This is a genomic window from Halopseudomonas salina, from assembly GCF_008641105.1.
Window position 1 is genome coordinate 176,312 of the sequence record NZ_VTTI01000002.1, and the last position, 24,973, is coordinate 201,284.

A 24,973-nucleotide genomic window follows, 5' to 3' on the forward strand; every position below is an offset into this window, starting at 1 on the left:
AAAAAACCCGGCTTCGGCCGGGTTTTTTTATGTTTGAGCTGGCGACAAAATCGCTTTTAGATGTAATTGACGCCGGGGAAGCGCAGGCGGAAGTCTTCCGGCATGTGTGCGACCTTTGACGTGGTGAAGTCGTAGAACACAAAGCCGGACTTGGCAAGGGCAACCAGTTCGCCGCCTATCGCCTTGGTGATGCGGAAAATGATATCTCCACCGTATTTGTTCAGATCCATCATGCCTACCTCAAATATCAGCGCATCCCTGGCGAAAGCCTCGCGTTTGTAGGTTGTTGCAAGGTCTGTGACGATGATGCCGGTATCCATATCACTGACTTCTTCGATGCCGAACTGGTACAGGAAGCGTGCCCGGGCTTCGGAGATCATCGATACCATCGAGTCGTTGGCCAGATGTTTGCCGGCATTTATGTCGGTGATGCGTACCGTCAGTTGAGTGGTAAAGTAAAACTGATTGTCTGGGAATTCAAGTTCAAGACGTGCCATGCGGAGAGAACCTTTAACGTCGGGGAGGGCTGAAGCAAAAATCAGCGCGCATTGTACTCAAGATGTTGTGGTCGAGACACCCGAAGCAGACGTGTGGCAATAAAAAAGGCCACCCGAGGGTGGCCTTTCTCCAAACACCTGGACCGAAGTCCAATCAGATGGTTATCAACCGAACTGATTCATGGTGTTGTCTTTGCCGCCAGCCTTCAGAGCCGCTTCGCCAGCGAAGTACTCTTTATGGTTGTCACCAATGTCGGAGCCAGCCATGTTCTGGTGCTTGACGCAGGCGATGCCCTGACGCAGTTCCTGGCGCTGAACGCCTTTCACGTATGCCAGCATGCCTTGATCTGCGAAGTACCCTTTGGCCAGGTTGTCGGTAGACAGCGCAGCGGTGTGGTAAGTGGGCAGAGTGATCAGGTGGTGGAAGATACCTGCTTCACGTGAACCGTCAGCCTGGAAGGTGCGGATCTTCTCGTCAGCGATCTGAGCCAGTTCGGTTTCGTCATACTCGACGCTCATCAGCTTGGCGCGATCGTATGCGGAAACGTCCTTGCCTTCTTCAGCCATGGCATCGAATACCTGCTGACGGAAGTTCAGGGTCCAGTTGAAGGACGGGCTGTTGTTGTAAACCAGTTTGGCAGTCGGGATCACTTCGCGGATGCGGTTAACCATCTTGGCGATCTGGCCAACGTGAGGCTTTTCGGTCTCGATCCACAGCAGGTCGGCGCCATGCTGCAGGGAGGTGATGCAGTCGAGAACAACACGGTCTTCGCCAGTGCCGGCGCGGAACTGGAACAGGTTGCTTGGCAGGCGCTTGGGACGCAGCAGCTTGCCATCACGGTTCAGAACGACGTCGCCGTTCTTCATGTCGGCAGCAGAAACTTCTTCGCAATCCAGGAAGGAGTTGTACTGGTCACCCAGGTCGCCCGGCTCCTTGGTTACTGCGATCTGCTTGGTCAGGCCTGCACCCAGCGAATCGGTACGAGCAACGATGACGCCGTCATCAACGCCAAGCTCAAGGAACGCGTAACGCACAGCGTTGATCTTGGCCAGAAAATCTTCATGGGGAACAGTTACCTTGCCGTCCTGGTGACCGCACTGCTTCTCGTCGGAAACCTGGTTCTCGATCTGGATGCAGCAAGCACCAGCTTCGATCATTTTCTTGGCCAGCAGGTATGTGGCTTCGGGATTACCGAAACCGGCGTCGATGTCGGCGATGATCGGCACAACGTGAGTTTCGAAGTTGTCGATCTTGGTCTGAATTTCAGCTTCTTTGGACTTGTCGCCAGCATCGCGGGCGGCGTCCAGATCCATGAACAGCAGGTCCAGTTCACGTGCATCAGCCTGGCGCAGGAAGGTGTACAGCTCTTCGATCAGGCCGGAAACAGCAGTCTTTTCGTGCATGGACTGGTCAGGCAGCGGGCCAAAGTCGGAACGCAGGGCGGCAACCATCCAGCCAGACAGATACAGATAACGCTTATTAGTGGTCTTCAGGTGCTTCTTGATCGAGATCAGCTTCTGCTGCCCGATGAAGCCGTGCCAGCAACCCAGTGATTGGGTGTAGACGGAAGTGTCGGCGTCGTACTCGGCCATGTCCTTGCGCATGATGGCGGCAGTGTACTTGGCGATTTCCAGGCCGGTCTTGAAGCGGTTCTGGGCGCGCATGCGAGCCACGGATTCTGGGTTGATAGCGCTCCAGCTGTTACCGGCAGTTTCTTTCAGCGCGGCTACGGCCTTGATGTCGTTTTGATAAGCTGACATGGTCAATCCTTCAAAGTTTGCGTTTGGTTGAGCACGAATATTCCACCCAAAACCCACATGCTAAAGGTCGTGCATGGGCGGTGCACCGCTGCGCGTCTGAACAGGACTGAAAGAAATGAACCATGAGGAGGGGTATGAGCAGGTGAACGATTGCAGCTGCTATCGCGAACGTGGTCGCGTTTGCCAGGAGAAAAGGATGTATTCCCAGGGCAGAGCAGTGGTATTTCAATCATTCAGACTGACGCTAAATCGCTTCCCCGTCCCTCAGGACAACTTCGTTCCAGTCGCAACCTCGTCGAACTGCCTTGTGGGCTGTTGAGACACTGACCGATCCGATGGTTAGGGATGCGGTCCGGAGAAATCCTTTCGGAATCTCTGGCTAGCGGGAGCGACGCAATGATGCGACTTGGTTGGCAATAAGTCAATCGCGTGTAGTGATTTTTTCGACCAACTACACGAACTTGAGGTAGGTTTGAAGCCTGTTACAGACGCTCGACCATCAACCGGATGCTGCTGTCATTCTGGTTGCGGGTGGTGGTGCGTCGGCCGATATCTTTGTCGTTGCTGCGCGCAGTGTCGCCCAGGCCCCCAATACTGATCCATTCCCCGACGCGTCCGGAGACCACGGTATCAGCCTGTTGAACGTCTACGATGCGCTTGTCATTCGGGTTAAGGCGATCATTATTGGCACTAAGGATTACTGTAGCCTGATCGCCATTGAGTCTTACCGTGGCATAAAAACCCTGCGTCACGTTGCGGTACTGGGTTTGCTGGACGACCCGTCCATATACATCCGTAGCAGTGCTGGTCAGAGGAACGCTCTGACCCGACTGTATAAGCACCGGATAACCCTCACTCGCCGTTAGACGACGGATTCCATCATTCTGACCCCGTGTCTCACGGCGAATGATGCGTGTCTGATTACTGCCGTCACCTACAACGATATCGCCCGCTGCGGTTTCAACACGGCTGTTAATCTGGAAGCCACGATCGCCGCTCAATGCGCTGCCGCTGTTGGCTACGCTTATTCTGATTTGCGCTGGCTTGCGATCCAGGTTGGCGAGCAGGGTGCGTATCTCTTCCAGCCGCTCTGGTTCGGCGCGCACAATCAGCTGATTGCCATAGGCAGACACGCGCTCGTCTTCGCCGAGCATGGGCTGAATGGCCGGGATCATGCTGTCGGCCATGCTGTACCCAAGGCTGAATATCTCGGTTTGTGGCGCCGCCTGCAACGGGCCAGACGCTGCCAGAGCGAGAAGGAGCGCAGCTGCTTGTTGCCATTTTGGCATTTTCATAACAGAAATCTCCTGATAGCAGAATCACTCTGGCTGCTGGCCCATAAATCTTCGAAGGTACCCTGCCAGCGTCTGACCTGGTCTGGACTGTTATACCGGATGAAGCCCTCGCGGCGAATCGATCGCGGCAGCATCAGGACCCCGCTGTCATCCACAAGCATATAGACCTGTGGTCCCTTGAGGCGTTCAGGATGCTGTTTGCGAATCTGCAGCAAGCTGGGGAATCTGTGCATCAGGTTGACCAGAGAGTGGCCTTGGAGGAAAGGTTTGGTAGCTTCATGCAACAGAATCTGAACGCGGGCCTTGGGTTGACGAGCCACCAACTGCTCGACCGCGTCGATAACCTCGCGCCTGTTGAATAGCCACACGGCCTGATCGGCGGCATAGATGAATACACGGCGGCGGGCCTGTGCAAGCATCCAGAGCAGATGGTCCTGTGTCTGCTGCTCGTCTATTTCTATAAGGTCGCGATGCTCCCCCAGTTGCCAGGTCAGATTCAACTCGCGCGTGACGGCCGCAGCCTCTTGCGGGTTGTGAATACTGAAACGCCCTGGGGAGACGAACTCAATGGGCGGCATGTCGTTGCAGGGGTTGTCGCGACGCATGGCATAGTGCGCAATACCTGCTTCCAGATATTCCGCGGAACAGACCTGAAAGCCCAGCCGCCGATAGAACTCAAGCGCATAGCTCTGCGCCGAGAGCAGCAGGGTATGCATTCCGAGCGCCTGGGCGTGCTCCATGACGGCGAGCATGAGTGTCTCGCCCAGATTGCGGCCACGCCACTCTTGCAGGATGGCAACCCGGCCGATATGACCGTCATCAAGTAGTCTTGCCGTGCCGACAGGCTCCTGATCACAGGTGAGAAGAAAATGAGTGGCAACGGGATCGTCCGAATCCCATTCAAGCGATTCGGGGATCTGCTGTTCAATAATGAAAACGGCCCTGCGAATATCACGCAGGGCCTCGGTGGTGTGCCAGTCAACTACCTGAACTTCAATCTCATTCATCATCTCCCTCCAGCAGGAGGTCCCCTTTAGTCAATAGCTGCTCCAGCAGGGTCCATGCCTCCTCGTCAGCCTGCCAGCCAAGCAGGGTTTCGCTATCAAAATAGTCGTTGTTACAGACTAGTTGAACAAGAGGCAACAGGGTAGCTGGCAACAGACAGTGTTCACCGCTGGCAAACAGCAGCAGGTGATCATCTGCTTCCAGACGGTAGGCCAGCCGGGCGCTGGGGTTTCGCATCAGTCCATAACCATTGCGGAGTTCCTCCAGCAGAGTGCCGGCCGGTAGCTCCTGTGGCTGGATCAGCTCTGGGTAGCGTGGCTCAGTCATGTGCCTGCCGAACCAGGCGGCCAAAGCGGACTTGTCGTTGACCAACTCAAGGACAATGTTCTTGAGTCGTTCGATGCTTTGATCATCTATGGCGGCCGGGTCGGCGACGGGTGTGGCATCTGGATCGCCATAGCGTTGGCTGTCACCCAGATACTGACCCAGAAAGTCAGTGAAATGCAGCAATATGTCCTGGTGGCTGGGCGCCCGGAAGCCGACGGAGCAGGTCATGCACTCATCCTCGGCTATTCCGTAATGAGCTACGCCAGGCGGAATATAGAGCATGTCGCCTGGCTCCAGTACATACTCCTGCAGCTCCTGGAAGTCACTGAGAATGCGTAGATCGGGATGGTCGAGCAAGGGGCTCTGATCATCGCAGTTCTGGCCGATCTTCCACCGGCGGCGGCCATGGCTTTGCAGCAGGAAAACGTCGTAGTTGTCGTAATGCGGCCCTACACTGCCACCAGGGGCCGCATAGCTGATCATGACGTCATCCAGGCGCCAGGTCGGCAGGAAAATGAACGCTTTCATCAGCTCTGCCACTTCCGGCACAAACTGGTCCACAGCCTGGACCAGCAGAGTCCAGTTCTGCTCGGGCAGGGTCTTGAAGTCGTCTTCGCTGAATGGGCCGCGGCGGAGTTCCCAGGGGGTGGCGCCCTGGGTCAGCACAATTCTGGATTCGACCTCTTCTTCCAGAGCCAGCCCGGCCAGCTCATCGGGCGAAAGGGGGTTGTCCAGCTCTACAAAGGCCTGACGAATGAGCAGGGGTTTTTTCTGCCAGTATTCGCGCAGAAAAACGTCCGGGCTTATGCCGCCCAGCAGGGCGGTAGGGTGCGGCAGAGACATGGGTCAGACCTTGTTGAGTGATTGAAGCCGTCAGATCCGTTTCGCCTGAGCGATAGCACTGCCGATATAGTTGGCAGGCGTAAGGGCTTTCAGGTCAGTCTTGGCTTGTTCCGGTATTTCCAGTGTATCGACGAATTCCTGCAGCGCCTGGGGTGTAATGCCTTTGCCGCGCGTCAGTTCCTTGAGTTTCTCATAGGCATCCGGCACGGCATAACGGCGCATGACGGTCTGAATAGGCTCGGCAAGTACTTCCCATGTGGCATCCAGATCATCAGCAATACGTTGAGCATTTAGCTCCAACTTGCTGATTCCCTTGAGAGTTGATTCATAGGCGATCAAGCTATGGGCAAAACCAACACCCAGGTTACGCAGCACAGTGGAGTCGGTCAGGTCGCGCTGCCAGCGGGAGATAGGAAGTTTGCTGGCCAGGTGCTGAAGAATGGCGTTGGCGATCCCCAGGTTACCTTCGGAATTCTCGAAATCGATCGGGTTGACTTTGTGCGGCATGGTGGAAGAGCCAATCTCGCCGGCAATGGTTTTCTGTTTGAAATATCCCAGGGAAATATAGCCCCAGATATCACGGTCGAAATCAATCAGAATGGTGTTGAAGCGCGCGGTGGCATCATAGAGCTCGGCGATGTAATCATGCGGCTCGATCTGAGTGGTGTAGGGGTTGAAGTCCAGTCCCAGGGTTTCTTCCACGAAGCTCTGGGCGTTGGCTTCCCAGTCAATCTCCGGATAAGCCGACAGGTGGGCGTTGTAGTTCCCTACGGCGCCGTTGATCTTGCCCAGCAGGGGGACGGCCGCGATCTGCTTGATCTGACGCTCAAGACGGTAGACCACGTTTGCCAGTTCCTTGCCCATGGTTGTGGGCGAGGCAGGTTGGCCGTGGGTGCGCGACAGCAGGGGCACGTCGGCGTGGGCTACAGCGAGGGTGCGGATCTCGTCCGCAATGCGCTGCATCAACGGAAGCATCACGTCATCGCGACCGGCGCGGAGCATCAGCGCGTGGGACAGATTGTTGATGTCCTCGGAGGTGCAGGCAAAGTGGATGAATTCATTCACTGCCTTGAGCTCGGGCAGGCTTTCCACTTGTTCCTTGAGCAGATACTCAACGGCCTTCACGTCGTGATTTGTCGTGCGCTCGATTTCCTTGATGCGCTCGGCATGTTCAGGCTGAAAATCGTCGACCAGCTTATTGAGCAGGGCGTTTGCTTCATCCGAAAAGGGACCGATCTCGGGGATCTGCGGATGGGCCGCCAGGCATTGTAGCCACCTCACCTCGACCTGAACGCGAAAACGGATCAGACCATATTCGCTGAAAATAGGGCGCAGGCTGGCTGTCTTGCTGCCGTAACGGCCATCAACCGGGGATACGGCGGTCAGGGAGGAGAGTTGCATAGGTTTTCTCGTCAAAAGATGGGGCGGAAAAACGCCAGATGATACACCAGATCAGCCGGCTTTGGCCCGGGTGCCGGGCAGGAAGATGCTGATCATGGTTGAGGCAAATATGAGAGCGGCGCCAATCCAGGAAGAAAGACCGGGCATCTCACCCCAGAGGAACCAGGCGAAAATGCCGGAAAAGACAATCGCCAGATAGCTCAGGGGCCCGATTTTTCCGGGCGGTGCGAGGCTGTAGGCACGTGACATCAGTAGCTGACTGACAGTGGCCACCAGGCCAATTGCCACCAGCATGCCCAGCTGTCTGGAGTCCAGGGGTTGCCAGGCCCAGAGCAAAGGAATGGCTGACAACAAAGAGGAGAACAGGGCGAAATAGAATACGATCCGGGTGGCCGGCTCGGTATTGCTCATTGCGCGGATGGATACAAAGGCACAGGCCGCGAGCAAGCTGGCTCCCACGCCGGCAAGAGCGTTGGGGTCGAACAGCGCTCCCGAGGGTTTGGCGACCAGCAACACGCCGGCAAAGCCCAGCAGAACCATGAAGATCATGCGTAAAGTCAGTGATTCGCGAAGCCACCACCAGGCCAGGAGTGGTGTGAATACCGGCGCGGCGTAGGTGAACAGCATCGCGTCGGCCAGGGGCAGGTGGGCGATTGCATAGAAAAAGCAGTACATGGCGCCCAGGCCGAAGAAAGTACGCAGAAAGTGGCTGCGCAGGTGGTGGGTACGGAAGGGGCCGAAGCCCTTGACCAGTATCATTGGCAGAAAGAACAGCACGCCGAGCAGATTGCGAAAGAACACCACGTTTTCATTATTTACCGTGGTTGATACTTCGCGTATGAGGATACCCATCAGCGCAAACATAAGCGCTGAGCACGCCAGCAGAATCGCACCTTTGCGTGGCTGGTCAAGCCTGACCAGCTCAACCATTGAGTACCGACCGGGTGGCTTCCAGTAGTTTCTTGCGGGCGATGAGCAACTGCCAACGATGCCCCCCGAGCTGCCGCCACAACCTGGCAGAGCGGATTCCCGCAAGAAGCAGGGCCCGGATCCGGTTGGCAATATCCGGCTGCTGCAGGTAGCGCATATCACCATGCACCTGAATGCGTAGCCGCAGTGTGCTGAGGGTGTCCTGGTAAATACTTCCGAGCGAGGCTGCAACGTTGTCGTGCATGATGCCGAAATGTTCAACCTGTGAGTTGGCCTGCTCAAGTCGTTGACCGAGCACGCTGAGCATGTCGTCGCGTTTGCTCAATTGCCGTTCCAGGGTCAGAAGATTCATGCTGTAACGCAAGGCATCGCGTTGCAGGGACGCGGTATCACGCTCAAGCATGGCTTGCAGGGCCTGGATACCACGGCGGATGTCGTGGTGAGATCCGCCGTAGACTGCGATGACGTCATCAGGGGAGCGATTGAGGATGCTGCCCAGAAGGCAGGTGACCGGGCCTTCGCTGACCTGACCGGTGCGCGCCAGTTTGTCCACCTGAATGGCTGCTTCAAAAATCGCACCAAGGGCTATTACCTGCTCTTCGGCGTTGGTCATGCTGCGTCCTTATCAAATGCCGGAACGGCGGTTTCGATCACGCCACCACCCAGGCAGACATCGCCCTGATAAAGCACCACGGATTGTCCCGGAGTCACGGCGCGCTGAGGTTCATCGAAACGAATCAGGTAGCCGTCGGTTGTCCGCTCGAGTGTGCAGTCCTGGTCGGGCTGGCGATAGCGGACCTTGGCAGTCAGGCGCAACGGCGCGGATACCTCGAGTTCATTGACCCAGTAGATGGCCGAGCAGCCCAGCGCGCTGGAAAACAGGCGAGGGTGATCATTCCCCTGGCCGACCACCAGCACATTGCGCTGCAGATCCTTGTCCAGAACGTACCAGGGGTCATCGCTCGCGCCCTGCAGACCGCCGATACCCAGACCCTGACGCTGCCCTATGGTGTGATACATCAGGCCGTGGTGTCTGCCGATAACCTTACCTTCGGTGGTTTCTATATCACCGGGCTGGGCCGGAAGGTATTGTTTGAGAAAGTCGCTGAACCGACGCTCGCCGATGAAACAGATACCGGTGGAGTCCTTCTTGCGTGCGGTTGCCAGTTCGTACTTTTCGGCGATACGCCGCACCTCGGGCTTTTCCAGTTCACCTACCGGAAAGAGTGTGCGCGTGATCTGTTCGGCACCGACCGCGTGCAGGAAGTAGCTCTGATCCTTGTTGGTATCCAGGCCACGCAACAGCACAGTCTGGCCGTTCTGTTCGTCACGACGCACATAATGGCCGGTGGCAATAAGGTCTGCGCCGAGCATCAGGGCGTAATCGAGAAACGCCTTGAACTTGATTTCCCGGTTACAGAGGATGTCGGGGTTGGGTGTGCGGCCAGCCTTGTATTCCTCCAGAAAATGCTCGAATACGTTGTCCCAGTACTCAGCGGCAAAATTGGCGGTATGCAATTTGATGCCCAGGCGATCACTGACGGCCTGGGCATCATCCAGGTCCTCGCGGGCGGTGCAGTATTCGGTGCCGTCGTCTTCATCCCAGTTTTTCATGAACAGGCCTTCAACCTGGTAGCCTTGCTCAAGCAAAAGGGCTGCAGAGACGGATGAATCCACACCTCCAGACATACCGACGATCACGCGGGTCTGGGCAGGTGATTTGCTAGCTGAGATAGTCATCTTAACGAAATAGGTCCAGTGAATGATGAGGCTTGGTGATGTAGTCGACTATACAGTCCAATACTAGGGGGCTGCGCAGGTCCGCGCTGCGTGCGCGCACCTCGTCCAGCGTCATCCAGAGTGCACGAACAATTCCCTCGTCCAGCTCCATCTCGGGATGTTCCTCCAGCAACTGACCCGCAAAGCAGCTGCGTTGATAACAGATGCCATTGGCGGCCTTGAATAGATAGATACCCAGCACGCTGGTAATCTCGACAGTGCAGCCGGTTTCTTCGAGAACTTCGCGCCTGGCAGCGTTAATAAGACTTTCGTCTTCTTCCAGATGACCGGCTGGCTGGTTTAAAACTAGCCGCCCGTCACGGTGTTCCTCTACCATCAGAAATCGGCCTTGATTCTCGATTATGGTGGCAACAGTCACGTGGGGTATGAAACGCATGTAGGGCTCCTGAGCAGGGTGCATAGGTTAGCCTATATCTACAGCAGAGGTGAAACACACTACCCGTCCGATGGTATGAGCTGACTGGATTTGGTGGTAAAAAAGACTAGGATTCCTGAACACGGACAAGTAGTGGCTATGTAGTGACACTACATAATAGGCCGGACATTGCCGACAGGTTGGTAAAAGGGCGTAAAGAGTGTTTCCAGATAATGAAGAACTCGCCTATCCACCGAAAAGGGCGTGACTTTTTGTAGGAAAACTACAACAATGTGCGCCATCAGTACTACCGTATTCTCTGATCTCGGGTTACCCCGCGGGATCATTCATGACAACGACAACTTAACGGAGTCAACAATGGGATACCAAAAGATCCAGGTGCCGGCTAGCGGCGACAAAATTTCCGTAAACGCCGACCAGTCCCTCAACGTGCCAGACAACCCGATTATTCCTTACATCGAGGGAGACGGGATCGGCGTCGATATTTCACCAGTGATGATGAAGGTAGTCGACGCAGCAGTTGAGAAGGCCTATAACGGCAAGCGCAAGATCTCCTGGATGGAGGTTTTTGCTGGTGAGAAAGCTACTCAGGTCTATGATCAGGATACCTGGCTGCCGGAAGAGACCCTGCATGCAGTAAAGGATTATGTTGTTTCTATCAAAGGCCCCCTTACTACTCCGGTAGGTGGCGGGATCCGCTCCCTGAACGTTGCCCTGCGTCAGCAGCTTGACCTGTATGTGTGTCAGCGTCCGGTTCGCTGGTTTACCGGCGTACCTAGCCCCGTGAAGAAGCCGGGCGACGTCGACATGGTCATCTTCCGTGAAAACTCCGAAGACATCTATGCAGGCGTTGAATTCAAGGCCGGCACCCCTGAAGCCAAGAAGGTGATCAAGTTCCTGCAGGAAGAGATGGGCGTAACCAAGATCCGCTTCAGCGACATGTGCGGTATTGGCGTAAAGCCGGTTTCCGAGGAAGGCACCAAACGGCTGGTACAGAAAGCACTGCAGTACGCCGTAGACAATGACCGCAAGTCAGTAACGATCGTGCACAAGGGCAACATCATGAAGTTCACCGAAGGTGCCTTCAAGGAATGGGGCTACGAAGTGGCTCGTGACGAGTTCGGTGCCGAATTGCTTGATGGCGGTCCCTGGATGCAATTCAAGAACCCGAAAACTGGCCGCAATATCGTAGTCAAGGACGTGATCGCCGATGCGATGCTGCAGCAGATCCTGCTGCGTCCGGCTGACTACGATGTGATCGCCACCCTGAACCTGAACGGCGACTACCTGTCCGACGCGCTTGCTGCAGAAGTTGGCGGTATTGGTATCGCTCCGGGTGCAAACCTGTCTGACACCGTGGCCATGTTCGAAGCTACCCACGGCACTGCGCCCAAGTATGCTGGTCAGGACAAGGTAAACCCCGGTTCACTGATCCTGTCTGCCGAGATGATGTTGCGCCACATGGGCTGGATTGAAGCTGCTGACCTGATCATCAAGGGCACAGAAGGCGCAATCGCCAACAAGACGGTTACTTATGACTTCGAGCGTTTGATGGACGGCGCTACGCTGCGTTCGTGCTCCGAGTTTGGTGACGACATGATTGCCAGCATGGGCTGAAATACCCAGGCAGTGCAATAATGACAAGGCCGGCTAATGCCGGCCTTGTTGTTTCTGCTTTCTGGCCTCCAAGGGGAGTCAGTGTTGCGCGGCATGTGCCTCTTCTGTTCTGCTTTCACTCTCGGGACGAATACCGGGCTCCGCCACCTCATGTGACTGAATATTGACCGCATGCAGCCCCTTGGGGCCCTGAATAATCTCGAACCGAACGGGTTGCCCGGCCTTCAAAGTCCGGTAACCGTCCATCTGAATTGCTGAGTAATGAGCAAAGAGGTCTTCATCCCGGCCTTCGGCTATAATGAAGCCAAACCCTTTGGCGTTATTGAACCATTTCACCTTGCCGTATTGCATGCCACATCCCTCGTGCTGCCCCAGGTTGGGGGTTTTGTGTTCGCGGTGTTGAGCTGCTTGGCGCTGTAGTGGTAACAGATGACCGCCGTGCAATGCTCGTTTACACTTTTTAACACTGAATCAAAGTAAGTCAAGTCAGCCTCTGGCAAGCTGAGTAGTAGCTCACAGTTTGTCACCGGGCTTTTATCCAATAGCCTGTAATCAGCGATGTTTCTCATGTTTGCAATGACCAATTATCAACTAACCTTGAACCAGAGACCGGACGATCCAGAACACGAGGATGACTCCGGTCTGGCGGTGGAGACCAGCAAGCCGGAGCTCAAACCGCCTTCACGCTACCAGGTCGTCATGATGAATGATGACTACACCCCGATGGATTTTGTCGTAGAAGTGCTTGAAACATTTTTCTCTCTTAACCGAGAGGCAGCTACACAGATCATGTTGAGGGTCCATACTGAAGGAAAGGCGGTCTGTGGGGTCTTTACCCGCGATATCGCGGAGACCAAAGCCGCACAGGTCAATGAATATGCCAGGGAATGCCAGCACCCGTTGATATGTCAGATTGAACGGGAAGCGTAACAAAGCGGCCACGGCCGCATGATGAGGTGGCACCATGCTCAATAGAGATCTCGAGATCACCTTGAATCTGGCGTTCAAGGAAGCGCGCAACAAGCGGCATGAGTTCATGACCGTAGAGCACTTGTTGCTCGCGTTGCTGGATAATCACGCCGCCATAGATGTTTTGCGGGCCTGCGGTGCCGATATCGAGCGCCTGCGCCGGGAGTTGGTCGAATTCATCGACTCCACCACGCCGCTGATCCCGAAACAGGATCATGAACGTGAAACCCAACCCACGCTTGGCTTTCAGCGCGTTTTGCAACGGGCGGTTTTCCATGTTCAAAGTTCCGGAAAGGGTGAAGTCAGTGGCGCTAACGTGTTGGTCGCTATTTTCAGCGAGCAGGAAAGCCAGGCGGTTTTCTTTCTCAAGCAGCAGCAGATTGCCAGGATCGACATAGTCAACTTCATCTCCCATGGGATCTCCAAAGTGGGCGGGGAAGCTGATCAGGTTCCGCCGGACAGCGAGAGTATTGATGACGAGGGGGGCGAGACGGTTGGCAATACCAATCCCCTCGATGCGTACGCCACTAACCTTAATGAGCAGGCACGGCTGGGGCGGATTGATCCATTGGTAGGACGCGCCCACGAAGTGGAACGTGTCGCGCAGATTCTGGTCCGCCGCCGCAAGAACAACCCGCTGCTGGTAGGCGAAGCCGGCGTGGGTAAAACCGCCATTGCCGAGGGTCTTGCCAAGCGTATCGTTGATGGTGAGGTGCCCGATATTCTCTCTGAAGCGGTTGTCTACTCGCTGGACTTGGGCGCGCTGTTGGCGGGGACCAAATATCGGGGGGACTTCGAGAAGCGCTTCAAGGCACTTCTGAAGGCGCTCAAGAAGCGGCCGCAAGCCATTCTTTTCATTGATGAAATCCATACGATTATCGGTGCTGGTGCTGCCTCGGGCGGTGTCATGGATGCCTCGAATCTGCTCAAACCGCTGCTGACATCCGGCGAAATGCGCTGTATAGGTTCAACGACCTATCAGGAGTTCCGCGGTATCTTCGAGAAGGATCGGGCATTGGCACGGCGTTTCCAGAAAGTGGATGTGATCGAACCCTCTGTGGAAGATACCATTCAGATTCTCAAGGGCCTGAAAAGCCGTTTCGAGGACCACCACGGCATTGGTTATACCGATGAAGCGCTCAGATCTGCTGCGGAACTCGCTTCACGTTATATCAACGACAGACATATGCCGGACAAGGCCATCGACGTGATTGACGAGGCGGGCGCTTATCAGCGGCTAAAGCCTGTTTCGGAGCGTCCGGCTGTGATCGACGTGGCAGAGGTGGAAGCCATCGTTGCCAAGATCGCGCGTATTCCTCCCAAGCATGTCTCTTCCAGTGACAAGGAGCTACTGAAGAATCTGGAACGCGACCTGAAGCTAGTGGTTTTCGGCCAGGATGAGGCCATCGATTCGCTGGCTTCAGCCATCAAGCTGTCTCGTGCCGGGCTTAAATCCGCTGACAAGCCGGTGGGATCCTTCCTGTTTTCGGGTCCAACGGGTGTTGGCAAGACAGAAGTTACCAGGCAACTGGCAAAGAGTCTTGGCGTCGAGTTGCTGCGTTTTGACATGTCCGAGTACATGGAACGGCACACGGTATCGCGTCTCATCGGTGCCCCTCCGGGCTACGTGGGATTCGATCAGGGTGGTCTGCTGACAGAGGCCGTGACCAAGAATCCTCACTGTGTACTCTTGCTCGACGAAATCGAGAAGGCACATCCTGAGGTTTTCAACCTGCTGCTGCAGGTAATGGATCACGGCACCCTGACGGACAACAATGGGCGTAAGGCGGATTTCCGCAATGTGATCATCGTGTTGACTACCAATGCCGGGGCGGAATCGATGGCTCGTGCTTCAATTGGTTTTACTCAGCAGGATCACAGTACCGATGCCTCCGAAGTGATCAAGAAAACCTTCACGCCGGAGTTCCGTAACCGCCTGGACACCATTATCCAGTTCGGACGTCTTACCCATGACAGCATCAAGTTCGTCGTCGACAAGTTTCTTACCGAGCTACAAGCCCAGTTGGAAGATAAGCATGTTCTTCTGGAGGTCGATGAAAGGGCTCGAGACTGGCTTGCCGAACATGGCTATGACCCATTGATGGGAGCTCGCCCTATGGCGCGGCTAATTCAGGACAAGATCAAACGGCCTCTGGCCGAGGCGATCCTGTTCGGGGAATTGGCAGATCATGGCGGTACCGTCAACATCAGCTGCAGGGACAACGAGTTGGTGCTCGACGTGCTTGAGGAGGAAATGGCCTGAGCGCCTAATTTCGAGTAGCTGGTTGTTCAGGTTAAAGAAGGCCCCGCTAAAGCGGGGCCTTTCTGTTTTCGTATTGGTAGTCAGTCCTTGAAATCGGCCCAGACCGGAGCGTGATCAGATGGCTTTTCCATCCCCCGTATATCGTAATCAACGCCAGCATCCACACAGTGTTCGATCAGGTTCCTGCTTGCCATGATCAGATCTATACGCAGTCCGCGCTTTGGATCAGCCTCGAATCCGCGGCTGCGGTAGTCGAACCAGCTGAAACGATCGTCTACGTTCGGGTTCAGGTGGCGAAATGTATCAATCAGCCCCCAGTCCTTCAGTTTTTTCAGCCATTCACGCTCTTCTGGCAGGAAGCTGCACTTACCTGTGCGCAACCAACGTTTGGCGTTATCCGCCCCTATGCCAATGTCGATATCTTCAGGGGATATATTTATGTCGCCCATCACCACGACACGCTGATCCGGAGTGAATTGCTGCTCCAGATGGGCCTGCAGATCGGCGTAAAAGCGCGTCTTGGCAGGGAACTTTAGCGGGTGATCGCGGCTCTCACCCTGAGGGAAATAACCGTTGAAGATGACCGTCTGCTCACCATTCTTACTCATTATGGCGGCGCTTATCATGCGCTTTTGCGCGTCCTCACCGTCCCCCGGAAAGCCCTTGTTCACCCACAGGGGCTTTTCCCGGGTCATCAGGGCAACGCCATAGTGGCCTTTCTGGCCATGGAAATGAACGTGATATCCAAGGGAAGCAACGTCATCGAGGGGAAACATGGAATCGTCGACCTTGGTTTCCTGTAAGCCGATCACATCAGGCGCATGTCGTTCGACTATTTCCTTCAGTTGATGAGGTCTGGCTCTTAGCCCGTTGATATTGAAGGAAACGAATTTCATTGCTCATCCTGTTCAGGTTGGACCGGGTGCCGGTCTGTAAGAAGATGTATCTTGTGCCGGACATGGGTAGCCAGCATGTTAGCATCACTTTTGGCCTATTTGTCGCTGGAAAAACTACATGCTTCGTCCGTTACTGCTGATTTTGCTGACCTTTTTTTCCATGGCAGCGCATGCCGGCCTCGAAGTGAATGTCGAGCCGGAAAATGAGCAGGTAGAAGACAATATTCAAGCCTTTGTCGGTGAAGTGGAAGCTTCCACAAGGCGCGAGATGGAGCGACTAGCCGGGCACAGCAAGGAGCAGGCGATTGATGCCGCGCAGGCGTTGGGGTATTACCAGGCCGAGATCACCCATCGAATAACGGGCAACCGGACTGACCCGGTCCTGGTGCTGGAAGTGCAGCTGGGTGAGCCTGTCCGACTCAGGGAAGTGGATATTCGCGTCGAAGGGGCCGGCATGGGAACCGAACCTTTTGATCTGCAAGGGGCCCAGAGAGGGCGGTTGCAACCGGGCGACGTGTTGCACCATGGTCACTACGAAGCGATCAAGAGTTACATGGCTAATCAGGCCCTGCGCTTTGGCTATTTTTCGGGCCAATTCAGCCAGCAGCGCCTGCTGGTCAACATCGAAGACAACGTCGCCGATATCACGCTGGTCTACCAGACTGGCGAGCGCTTCCGTTTGGGCGACGTTGTCTTTTCCGAAACTCCCTTCGACGACAACCTGCTGCAGCGTATGGTGGATTTTCGGACCGGTGCGCCATACGACGCCGACCTTCTTGCCAAACTGAATCGAGATCTGCTTGCCAGCGGATACTTTGAGAATGTCCTGGTTTCAGCGCCGGCCTCACGGGCCGAGGAAGGGCTTATCCCGGTTGAGGTGCAGATTGCTGAACGTAAGCCGCATTCCCTCGGGCTGGGCGCGGGTTATTCAACCGACGTGGGTGCACGAGGGCGCATCAGCTGGACCGAGCATTGGGTCAATGCCCGTGGCCACAAACGTGGAGCGGAACTCGAGCTTTCCCTGCCCCGACAAGCGTTAACCGGTTATTACCAGATTCCGCTGACACACCCCCAAACCAATTCAGTGCGCTTTTTTGGTGGATGGCAGAACGAAGATATAGATGATATCGAGAGCCAGAGCTTCACCGTCGGGGCGCAGCATGAAAAGCTGCTGGACAGTGGATGGGAGCGGATCGCCGGTCTGCGTCTGGAGCATGAACGCTTTAGCCTGGGTAATGACTCCGGACAGAGCACACTCCTTATCCCGGGGGTGTCTTTCCAGCGCACAAAAAGCGTCGGTGGAATTGATCCAAGTCGGGGCTACAGTCTGATGCTGGACCTGCAAGGAGCAAAGAAAGGGGTAGTGTCGGATGTCGACTTCGCTCGTGTCTTTACCACAGCCAAAGGCCTGTATACGTTTGAGGAAAACCACCGGTTTCTAGCCAGGGTCGGTCTGGGCGCGGTATATACCGATGATTTTGAACAGATCCCACCCTCGCTACGTTTTTTTGCCGGCGGCGATCAGTCGGTGCGAGGCTATGACTATCGTAGCCTGTCGCCGACCGATGATTCCGGCGAGCGAGTCGGAGGCCGGTTTTTGCTCGATAGCAGTCTCGAGTATCAATACGAATTCATTCCCAAGTGGCGTGCGGCTACCTTTGTAGACCATGGCAACGCCATGGACTCCCTCGCTGCGGCTCGCAAGACCAGTGTCGGCGTGGGTATTCGCTGGGTATCTCCGGTAGGTCCTATTCGGGTGGATCTCGCTCAGTCCATCAGTGACTCGGATGAGGGCTTCCGTATCCACTTTTCCATGGGGCCGGAACTATGATGCTGTTCGTCCTCAAGGTACTGTTCAGAGGCTTGCTGGTACTGCTGCTCATCCCTTTGCTGTTGGCCTTGTTGCTTATGAACGAGTCAGTCAATCGCTGGCTGTTCGAGCGTATACAGGGGCTTGAACCCCGACTGGAACTTGGGCTTGAGGAGGGGCAGCTGTGGCGGGGCTGGGATTTCGATCGCATAGTCTGGCGTGACCAGGGGATCGAGGTTGTGGTTGAGGATGTCCGCTTTGCCTGGTCGCCCGAATGTCTTTTTGGTGCGCGTTTTTGCGTCGATGAACTGGATGTGGCCAGCATCCAGATGACGACGCAGCCAACGGATGAGGAGCAGGTGGAGCGTACCCAGATCACGCTGCCGGATATCCGGTTGCCGGTTGGCGTTCAGATCGAGCAGCTCCGTGTCGGTAGTTTGTACGTCAACTCCAATGAACCTCTACTGACCAATATCGAGCTGGCAGCGCATCTGCGTGACTCCGAACTGGTCATTCATCGCTTTACCGGCACAGGTCCCGATCTTGACTGGCAAATGAACGGCGACATCCGGCTGGTCAATGGTTGGCCACTGAAGATCCATGCACTGCTGAACCTGCCCCCGGTCGATCAACAGCCCTGGGCGCTTGATCTGCGTCTGGGCGGAAGTGTTACTGAACTGGATGTCGAAGCTGCCAGCAAAGGCTTCCTGGAAGGACGCCTGAGCGCACAGCTGCAACCCCTCGACCCGCAGATGCCGGCTACCCTCGCGTGGCGGGGCGATCGTTTTGTTGTACCTGTGGAATTGCCCAGAGAGCTTGTTATCCGCCAGTCGTCACTGGACGCGCAGGGCAATATGGAGGAGGGGTATCGAATTACCGGCGGTGCCATCCTGCCTGGTGAGGGCGGCGACATAGAGCTTGATCTGGCTACCATCATCAACATGACAGGAATGGAAGATCTGATGTTGGCGCTGTCCGTCGTCGAGCAGCCAACTCGCCGTGTGGCGCTGACCGGTAGCGCCAGTTGGGAAGAACAGCTTGTTGGGGAGGTCGAGCTCGATCTGGCTCAGTTTCCGTGGCAGTGGCTATATCCGCAGGAAACCGGTGAAATTCAACTCGAGCAGCTATCGATTGACGCCACTCTGCGTGACATGCAGGGCCAGGGCAATCTGCACGCACAACTATCTGGTGTGGCCGGGCAGAATGTCGATCTGAGCATGGCCGTATCCGGAAACCCGGACGAAATACGTGTGGCTTCGGCTGAGATGATCACCGAGGCTGGCTCCGCCACTGCAACCGGCATCTTGCAGTTGGTCAATGGCCTGGCATGGGATGCCCGTATGGTGCTCGAAGGTATCGACCCTGGCGCCTTCGTAGACGATCTTCCAGGGGACCTGAACGGAACGGTTGCCACTACCGGCAGCCTGGTGAACGAGCAACTTGAGCTGGATGCCGAATGGGCGCTGGAAGGCACATTACGGGCCAGACCCCTGGAACTGACTGGCTCGGTGAGCAAGGGAGAGGATTCCTGGGTGCTGGAGGATCTGCTCTTTCGCCAGGGCCGCAATAGCGTTACGGGTAGCGGGCGAATCAGCGACAACATCGACGCCCGGTTAAATGTGCGGATGCCTGAGCTGGCTACGCTCTGGCCGGGACTTGGCGGTGCACTCAATGGTGATATCAACACCAGCGGGCGGCAGACAGCGCCAATAATTGATGCTGACCTGCGTGGCGAGCGTCTGGCTTATGAAGGGTCACGCATTGCGGACCTGACGCTGAAAGGCAAGGTGACTCTGTCCGAGGCGATGCCTGGTGATCTGACTCTGACCGCCCTGAAGATTCGCAGCGGCGACACCCGAATTGGCGATCTGTCACTGACCTTAAAGGGCAACCGTGCGGCCCATCGACTTGCAGTCGAGCTGGAAAACGGTATCGCCGGTATTGATGCCGAATTACGGGGCGCATTGAGTGATGATCGTTGGCAGGGACTGCTCAGCAGTGCCGACATCGAATATGGTGTGCTGGACTGGCAGCTGGTTGACGCAGCCAGGTTGACATACCGGCTTGACCCCGCTCAGTTACGCATTGCCGAGCACTGCTGGCGGCATGCGCAAGCGCGACTGTGTTTCAACGGGGAGCAACGCCTGTTGCCCGATCGCCAGCTCGATGTTGCGTTGACCGATTTTTCCCTGTCTTCGCTCGAGGATCTGCTTCCCGAGGGCTTTGCCTGGAACGCGGACCTCAATGCCAATCTCGAACTCAAGCAGGCGGTGGGCGGGGAACCTGTCGTTGACTTGAGCTTGCGTAGTGTCGACGGCATGGTGGCGATTACTGAAGCGGAACAGACTCTGGCGTTTCCCTACGATCTTCTGGATATCAACACCCAGATGCGAGCTGGCATCGCTCGCAGTCGTATCCAGTTGGCCAGCGAAGGCTTCGGGACGCTGGATATCCAGGCAGATGTAGATGATCCGGTAGGCGAGCAGATTCTCACCGGTCAGTACAATATCGAAGGCCTTAAACTGAATATCCTGAGGCCTTTCCTGCCTCAGGTAGACACCCTGCGTGGTGAATTGAGTGGCAGCGGCAGGCTTGCCGGAGCCTTGCGTCAACCGGAGATAGTCGGAAGGCTGCAACTGGTCGAAGGACATGTCAGCGGGCCCGAGCTGCCCGTGAGCCTGGAGGAGCTTGAAGTCGAGATTGATATCAATGGCCAGCGAGCTGTGGTGGATGGCCAGTGGACCAGTGGCGATGAGGGCGAGGGGAGTCTCACTGGCTCCATCACCTGGGCTCCGGAACTTGATCTTGATCTGGCCTTGAAGGGCAGTCGGCTACCAGTCATTGTGGAACCCTACGCCGACCTGCGTGTCAGCCCGGATCTGCAGGTAACGCTGGCTGACAACAAGCTGCGAGTCAGGGGCGAGATAGCAGTCCCTGAGGGTGATATTACTGTACGTGAATTGCCCGAACAGGCGGTGAGGCTGTCTCCGGACGTGGTTATTGTCGGTGAAGAACCTGAAGATCAAGCTCCACCGCTGGACATCGACGCACGAATACAACTGGCAGTGGGTGATCAGCTGCGCTTTTCGGCCTTCGGCCTGAGCGGGCGTCTGAGCGGGCGCATCATGGTCGAAGAAGATATGAATGCGACCGGCGATCTGAATATTCTGGATGGCCGTTTCCGGCGCTATGGTCAGCGGCTCAGCCTGCGCCGGGCACAAATTCTGTTTGCCGGTCCGATTTCACAGCCCTTTCTTAACATTGAAGCCATTCGGCGCGTTGACGACGTCGTCGCCGGTTTGCGCCTGACCGGGCGTGCCGAGGCGCCGCAGACCGAAGTCTTCTCCGAACCAGGCATGCCCCAGGAGCAAGCCCTGGCCTATTTGATTCTGGGTCGCCCCCTGGGAGCAGATGGCGGCGACAGCAACCTGGTAGGTCAGGCAGCCTTGGCTCTGGGCATGGCCGGTGGCGCCCCGCTTGCCAAGAATCTGGCCAATACACTTGGCATAGAGGATTTTCAGCTGGAAACCGAGGGCTCAGGTATTTCGACACAAGTTGTCGCAGCGGGCTACATTACGGAAAAGCTCAGCCTGCGTTATGGTGTCGGGGTGTTCGATCAGGCGAATCAGTTGGCTATACGCTATGATCTGACTCGCAGGTTATATCTTGAGGCGGTGAGCGGCTTTGCCAGTTCGCTGGATTTCTTCTACCGTATCGATTTCTAGGGCCGCCACGGCGGATGTCGGGCGGTCATTTGCCATGCAGGTTCTGCATGGTTTCCACAAGTACAAAGGAGCTCTTATGTCTAGCGTTACAATGCGCGGTAATCCAGTTCTGGTTGGTGGTGATTTCCCCAAGGCGGGTGACAAGGCTCCGGCGTTCAGTCTGGTGGGCAAGGACCTGTCGGATGTTGAACTGTCGAGCATGGCTGGCAAGCGCAAGATCCTCAACATTTTCCCCAGCGTTGATACACCGACCTGCGCTACCTCGGTGCGTACCTTCAACGCCAAGGCCAACGATGTGGAAAACACCGTTGTCGTCTGCATCTCGGCTGACCTGCCATTCGCCCAGGCGCGCTTTTGCGGTGGTGAGGGTCTGGATAACGTGATCAATCTGTCCACCATGCGCGGTAGCGAATTTGCCCATAACTATGGTGTAGCGATTGAGGACGGCCCGCTGGCTGGTCTGACTGCCAGAGCGGTAGTAGTGCTGGATGAGAATGATCAGGTCCTGTACAGCGAACTGGTACCCGAAATTGGTCAGGAGCCGAACTACGAGCAAGCACTGGGTGCTCTGGCTTGATATAGTCGCGGGTCAGAATAAAAGAGCCGGGGAGCGAAAGCTTCCCGGCTTTTTGCTATCTGATTCAGCTATTGAGTTTGGCTGTAATTTTGGCCACATGTTCGCCCTGGAAACGGGCGATACTCAGTTCGCGCTCGTCCGGTTGCCGTGAGCCATCGCCACCCGCCAGGGTCGATGCGCCGTAAGGTGTGCCGCCACTGACCTTGGAGATATCGAACAGCTCCGGTGTGCCGTAACCAATGGGTACGATAGTCATGCCGTGATGGGCGAGGGTGGTCCACACAGATGTGATAGTCATCTCTTGCCCGCCGCCCGTGCCGGTGGACGTGAATACGCTGGCAACCTTGCCGAACAAGGCGCCCTTGGCCCAGAGACCTCCAGTCTGATCGAAGAAGGTCCGCATCTGACCTGACATATTGCCGAAACGTGTGGGCGTGCCAACGATGATCGCATCGTAATCGCCCAGTTCTGATGGGGACGCCTGGTTACCAGCCAGATCCGTCTTTCCGCCGGCATTCTTGAAAGCTTCCTGATCCATGGTTTCGGGGATATGTTTCAGCGTGACTTCAACGCCTTCTACACGACGAGCGCCTTCGGCTACGGCCTGGGCCATGGTTTCGATATGACCATACATGGAATGGTATAGAACGAGTACTTTAGCCATTGATTGCTCCTTGAGATGAGTAATTTACCAAACCATGATGCATCGGATTAACGGTTGTTAAAAATCAAAAAACGGCACAAAACAATCGGTACTGTCGATGTATTGACTTCGCGCATTACCCTACCAGCCAGCCTAGCCGAAGATTTCTACCCTGACCTGTAATCCACCAGAATGCGCTGGCATAAAGCGGACTAATCCGGAATACCGCTCTACCACGTCCCGAACAATGGCCAGGCCCAGACCGTGACCAGGTGTCTGCTCATCCAGTCGCAAGCCACGCTGCCCCAGTCTGATCATTTCAGTGTTCTCTACACCACTACCATCGTCGCTGACCGTGATAGAGATCATCTGGGGGGTCTGTTCCAGGGAAAGCTCAATAAAGCGTGTTGACCACTTGCCGGCGTTATCCAGCAGATTGCCGAGTATTTCGTTCAGGTCATGTTCCTCGACCGGCCACCGACTTTCCTCTGCAAGGGACGTGGATAGTTCGAAGGTTTTTTCCGGGTAAAGACGGCCAAGCATCCACAAGAGATCGCGCGCCTGTTTGACGGGATAGGCGCTCTTGCCGACCTGAGGTCCGGCAAATCGACTGCGACGCATTTCTGCTTCGAGCTGCTTGTCAAGGTCACCCAGGCGCACAGCCATCTGTTGCCGTAGTGAGTCATCGAGTGGTCGGTTGGTGTCCTCGAGAACCTGCCTGACCGCGGCGATGGGTGTTTTCACGCTATGGGACAGGTTGGCCAGCGCCTCCCGGGAACGTTCCAGGCGCTGATCCAGAGAGTCGAGTAATTGGTTGAGCTGTTGAACCAATGGGCGAAACTCATCTGGCGTCTTTACATCGATTCGCGAAATCTCACCGGTTTGAAGTTGCTTCAAAGCCACTTGGAGTGCTGCTGCCGGGCGCATGGAGAAGCTGATGCCAAGCCAGATCACTCCGGCCAGCAGGCCGACTAATAACACCGAGACTACGGCGGTCCAGGCATGCAGCTCCGCCTGACTCAATTTGAGGGCATCCATATCCTCCGAGACGATAACCACAATCGGCGTGCCCTGGATTTCAAACGACCGCCGATAGGCAAGAATGTCCGCCGGTGCGTTATCTGCCGTTTTATTCTGCACTCGGATGCTGCCCTGTTTCCCGGATTGAATCAGTGGCCTGAGCAGCGGTGCCCAGGTTTCGGGCGAGATGACGGTGGTGGTAGGGGAGTGCACGGCAAAGGCATGGTGGAAGACTTCCTGAAAGTAATCACCGGTTTGCAGTGCACCTACCACGCCATCGACTTCCTGCAGCTGCAATTGGAGAAAGGTAACCTCCTCCATAAGCCGGTGTTCTATAAAGTCCCGTGACATTCTGTCCAGCAGAAAACCATGCACTACCCAGGCGATAGCCATCAGCCCGATTCCGGCTGGCAGCAGTATGGCAAGCAAGGCACCCTTTACCGATGTTGGTCCCCTAAACAGTATCATTGAACAGGTACCCCTGACCGCGCCGCGTTGAGATGGTGTCTGTGCCTACAAGTTTGCGCAGTCTGCCGATGTAGGCCTCAATGACGTTGTCACTTGGGCTTTCATTGAGGCTGTAAAGCTGCTCTATCAGCTGCTCCTTGGAGAACACATGACCGGGCTGGCTCATCAAGCAGCGCAGAAGGCGGAACTCGGTGCCCGTCAGGCTGTGCTCGATACCGTCGCCCATTTTCAGGCTCTGGCGATGTTCATCAAGCTCAAACCGACCCGCTGTAATCAATGAGCGCACTCTGCCTTCGCTGCGCCGGACTATGGCATTGAGCCGCGCTATCAGTTCTTCGGACTGAAAGGGCTTGGCCAGATAGTCGTCGGCCCCCGCCTTGAGTCCATTTACCTTGTCCTGCCAGTCACTCCGTGCGGTCAGGATCAGGACCGGAAAGTCTGCTTGATTCGCGCGCCAGTTACGCAGCACATCCAGACCGCTGCCATCCGGCAGGCCCAGGTCCAACACACACACCCGGTAATCTTCCTGTTTGCCAAGCAGCTCGGCCTCTCTGGCTGTGTGAGCGGTATCGACGCTGAAGCCAGCCTTGGCCAATTGGCTGGCAAGTCCTTCTGCCAGCAATAAATCATCTTCAACGAGCAGTAGTCGCACGGGCGGCTTCCTCGCGGGATTGATGGAGGTTGACAGTGTCTCCCATCAACCTGAAACCAGACTGAACTGCAATTAATTCACCATTTTCAGAAAGGATT

21 protein-coding genes are annotated in these 24,973 nt (G+C 55.9%); 6 read left to right on the forward strand and 15 right to left on the reverse strand.

Annotation, left to right across the window (positions count from 1 at the left end; all coding sequences use genetic code 11):
- Positions 1 to 56: 56 nt before the first annotated feature.
- The 10 genes from FZF01_RS04265 to FZF01_RS04310 form a co-directional block, all read right to left on the reverse strand.
- A complete protein-coding gene (locus tag FZF01_RS04265; RefSeq protein ID WP_150276911.1) occupies positions 57 to 497 on the reverse strand; it encodes an acyl-CoA thioesterase in 441 nt (146 codons plus the stop codon).
- 165 nt (positions 498 to 662) lie between these two features.
- On the reverse strand, positions 663 to 2,258 hold the full coding sequence (locus tag FZF01_RS04270; RefSeq protein WP_150276912.1) for an isocitrate lyase: 1,596 nt from the start codon (positions 2,256 to 2,258) through the stop codon (positions 663 to 665).
- 482 nt (positions 2,259 to 2,740) lie between these two features.
- Positions 2,741 to 3,553 (reverse strand): secretin N-terminal domain-containing protein, encoded by an 813-nt coding sequence (locus tag FZF01_RS04275; RefSeq protein ID WP_150276913.1) that lies wholly within the window; start codon positions 3,551 to 3,553, stop codon positions 2,741 to 2,743.
- A complete protein-coding gene (locus FZF01_RS19730; RefSeq protein WP_150276915.1) occupies positions 3,550 to 4,560 on the reverse strand; it encodes a GNAT family N-acetyltransferase in 1,011 nt (336 codons plus the stop codon). Before FZF01_RS19730 ends, FZF01_RS04275 begins: the two co-directional genes overlap by 4 nt.
- Entirely contained in the window at positions 4,553 to 5,728 is a 1,176-nt protein-coding gene (locus FZF01_RS04285) for a ribosomal protein uL16 3-hydroxylase (protein ID WP_150276916.1), read from the reverse strand. The genes FZF01_RS19730 and FZF01_RS04285 overlap by 8 nt, the downstream gene beginning before the upstream one ends.
- A gap of 30 nt (positions 5,729 to 5,758) precedes the next feature.
- A complete protein-coding gene (gene purB / locus FZF01_RS04290; RefSeq protein WP_150276917.1) occupies positions 5,759 to 7,129 on the reverse strand; it encodes an adenylosuccinate lyase in 1,371 nt (456 codons plus the stop codon).
- A 51-nt stretch (positions 7,130 to 7,180) separates the two neighbouring features.
- Positions 7,181 to 8,059, reverse strand: coding sequence for a DMT family transporter (locus tag FZF01_RS04295; RefSeq protein WP_150276918.1), 879 nt, complete (start codon positions 8,057 to 8,059; stop codon positions 7,181 to 7,183).
- Entirely contained in the window at positions 8,052 to 8,672 is a 621-nt protein-coding gene (hflD, locus tag FZF01_RS04300; protein ID WP_150276919.1) for a high frequency lysogenization protein HflD, read from the reverse strand. Before hflD ends, FZF01_RS04295 begins: the two co-directional genes overlap by 8 nt.
- On the reverse strand, positions 8,669 to 9,799 hold the full coding sequence (mnmA, locus tag FZF01_RS04305; protein ID WP_150276920.1) for a tRNA 2-thiouridine(34) synthase MnmA: 1,131 nt from the start codon (positions 9,797 to 9,799) through the stop codon (positions 8,669 to 8,671). Before mnmA ends, hflD begins: the two co-directional genes overlap by 4 nt.
- Position 9,800: 1 nt before the next feature.
- Positions 9,801 to 10,235 (reverse strand): NUDIX hydrolase, encoded by a 435-nt coding sequence (locus tag FZF01_RS04310; protein ID WP_150276921.1) that lies wholly within the window; start codon positions 10,233 to 10,235, stop codon positions 9,801 to 9,803.
- 357 nt (positions 10,236 to 10,592) lie between these two features.
- Between FZF01_RS04310 and icd the strand changes: the two genes are divergently transcribed.
- On the forward strand, positions 10,593 to 11,852 hold the full coding sequence (icd, locus tag FZF01_RS04315; protein ID WP_150276922.1) for an NADP-dependent isocitrate dehydrogenase: 1,260 nt from the start codon (positions 10,593 to 10,595) through the stop codon (positions 11,850 to 11,852).
- A 78-nt stretch (positions 11,853 to 11,930) separates the two neighbouring features.
- On the opposite strand, the gene cspD is transcribed toward icd, so the two are convergent.
- Complete coding sequence (gene cspD / locus FZF01_RS04320; RefSeq protein WP_150276923.1) at positions 11,931 to 12,203, reverse strand: cold shock domain-containing protein CspD; 273 nt, start codon at positions 12,201 to 12,203, stop codon at positions 11,931 to 11,933.
- Between the two features lie 216 nt (positions 12,204 to 12,419).
- Here cspD and clpS point away from each other — a divergent pair, with 216 nt between their 5' ends.
- Both clpS and clpA read left to right on the forward strand, forming a co-directional pair.
- Positions 12,420 to 12,782 carry an ATP-dependent Clp protease adapter ClpS gene (gene clpS, locus FZF01_RS04325; RefSeq protein WP_150276924.1) on the forward strand — a complete coding sequence of 121 codons (363 nt, stop codon included), beginning with the start codon at positions 12,420 to 12,422 and terminating at the stop codon, positions 12,780 to 12,782.
- A 34-nt stretch (positions 12,783 to 12,816) separates the two neighbouring features.
- Complete coding sequence (gene clpA, locus FZF01_RS04330; RefSeq protein ID WP_150276925.1) at positions 12,817 to 15,084, forward strand: ATP-dependent Clp protease ATP-binding subunit ClpA; 2,268 nt, start codon at positions 12,817 to 12,819, stop codon at positions 15,082 to 15,084.
- Positions 15,085 to 15,164: 80 nt separating this feature from the next.
- On the opposite strand, the gene xthA is transcribed toward clpA, so the two are convergent.
- A complete protein-coding gene (gene xthA / locus FZF01_RS04335) occupies positions 15,165 to 15,980 on the reverse strand; it encodes an exodeoxyribonuclease III (RefSeq protein ID WP_150276926.1) in 816 nt (271 codons plus the stop codon).
- 118 nt (positions 15,981 to 16,098) lie between these two features.
- Between xthA and FZF01_RS04340 the strand changes: the two genes are divergently transcribed.
- The 3 genes from FZF01_RS04340 to tpx all read left to right on the forward strand — a co-directional run bounded on the left by FZF01_RS04340 (position 16,099) and on the right by tpx (position 22,092).
- Positions 16,099 to 17,811 carry an autotransporter assembly complex protein TamA gene (locus FZF01_RS04340; RefSeq protein ID WP_150276927.1) on the forward strand — a complete coding sequence of 571 codons (1,713 nt, stop codon included), beginning with the start codon at positions 16,099 to 16,101 and terminating at the stop codon, positions 17,809 to 17,811.
- Entirely contained in the window at positions 17,808 to 21,515 is a 3,708-nt protein-coding gene (locus FZF01_RS04345) for a translocation/assembly module TamB domain-containing protein (RefSeq protein WP_150276928.1), read from the forward strand. The genes FZF01_RS04340 and FZF01_RS04345 overlap by 4 nt, the downstream gene beginning before the upstream one ends.
- Positions 21,516 to 21,591: 76 nt before the next feature.
- Positions 21,592 to 22,092: a thiol peroxidase gene (gene tpx / locus FZF01_RS04350; RefSeq protein WP_150276929.1), complete on the forward strand. Its 501-nt coding sequence runs from the start codon at positions 21,592 to 21,594 to the stop codon at positions 22,090 to 22,092.
- A gap of 64 nt (positions 22,093 to 22,156) precedes the next feature.
- On the opposite strand, the gene wrbA is transcribed toward tpx, so the two are convergent.
- From wrbA to FZF01_RS04365, 3 genes are all read right to left on the reverse strand, one after another.
- Positions 22,157 to 22,756 (reverse strand): NAD(P)H:quinone oxidoreductase, encoded by a 600-nt coding sequence (gene wrbA, locus FZF01_RS04355; RefSeq protein ID WP_150276930.1) that lies wholly within the window; start codon positions 22,754 to 22,756, stop codon positions 22,157 to 22,159.
- A gap of 132 nt (positions 22,757 to 22,888) precedes the next feature.
- Positions 22,889 to 24,223: an ATP-binding protein gene (locus tag FZF01_RS04360; RefSeq protein ID WP_150276931.1), complete on the reverse strand. Its 1,335-nt coding sequence runs from the start codon at positions 24,221 to 24,223 to the stop codon at positions 22,889 to 22,891.
- Entirely contained in the window at positions 24,210 to 24,875 is a 666-nt protein-coding gene (locus FZF01_RS04365; RefSeq protein WP_150276932.1) for a response regulator transcription factor, read from the reverse strand. The genes FZF01_RS04360 and FZF01_RS04365 overlap by 14 nt, the downstream gene beginning before the upstream one ends.
- Between the last annotated feature and the right edge of the window lie 98 nt (positions 24,876 to 24,973).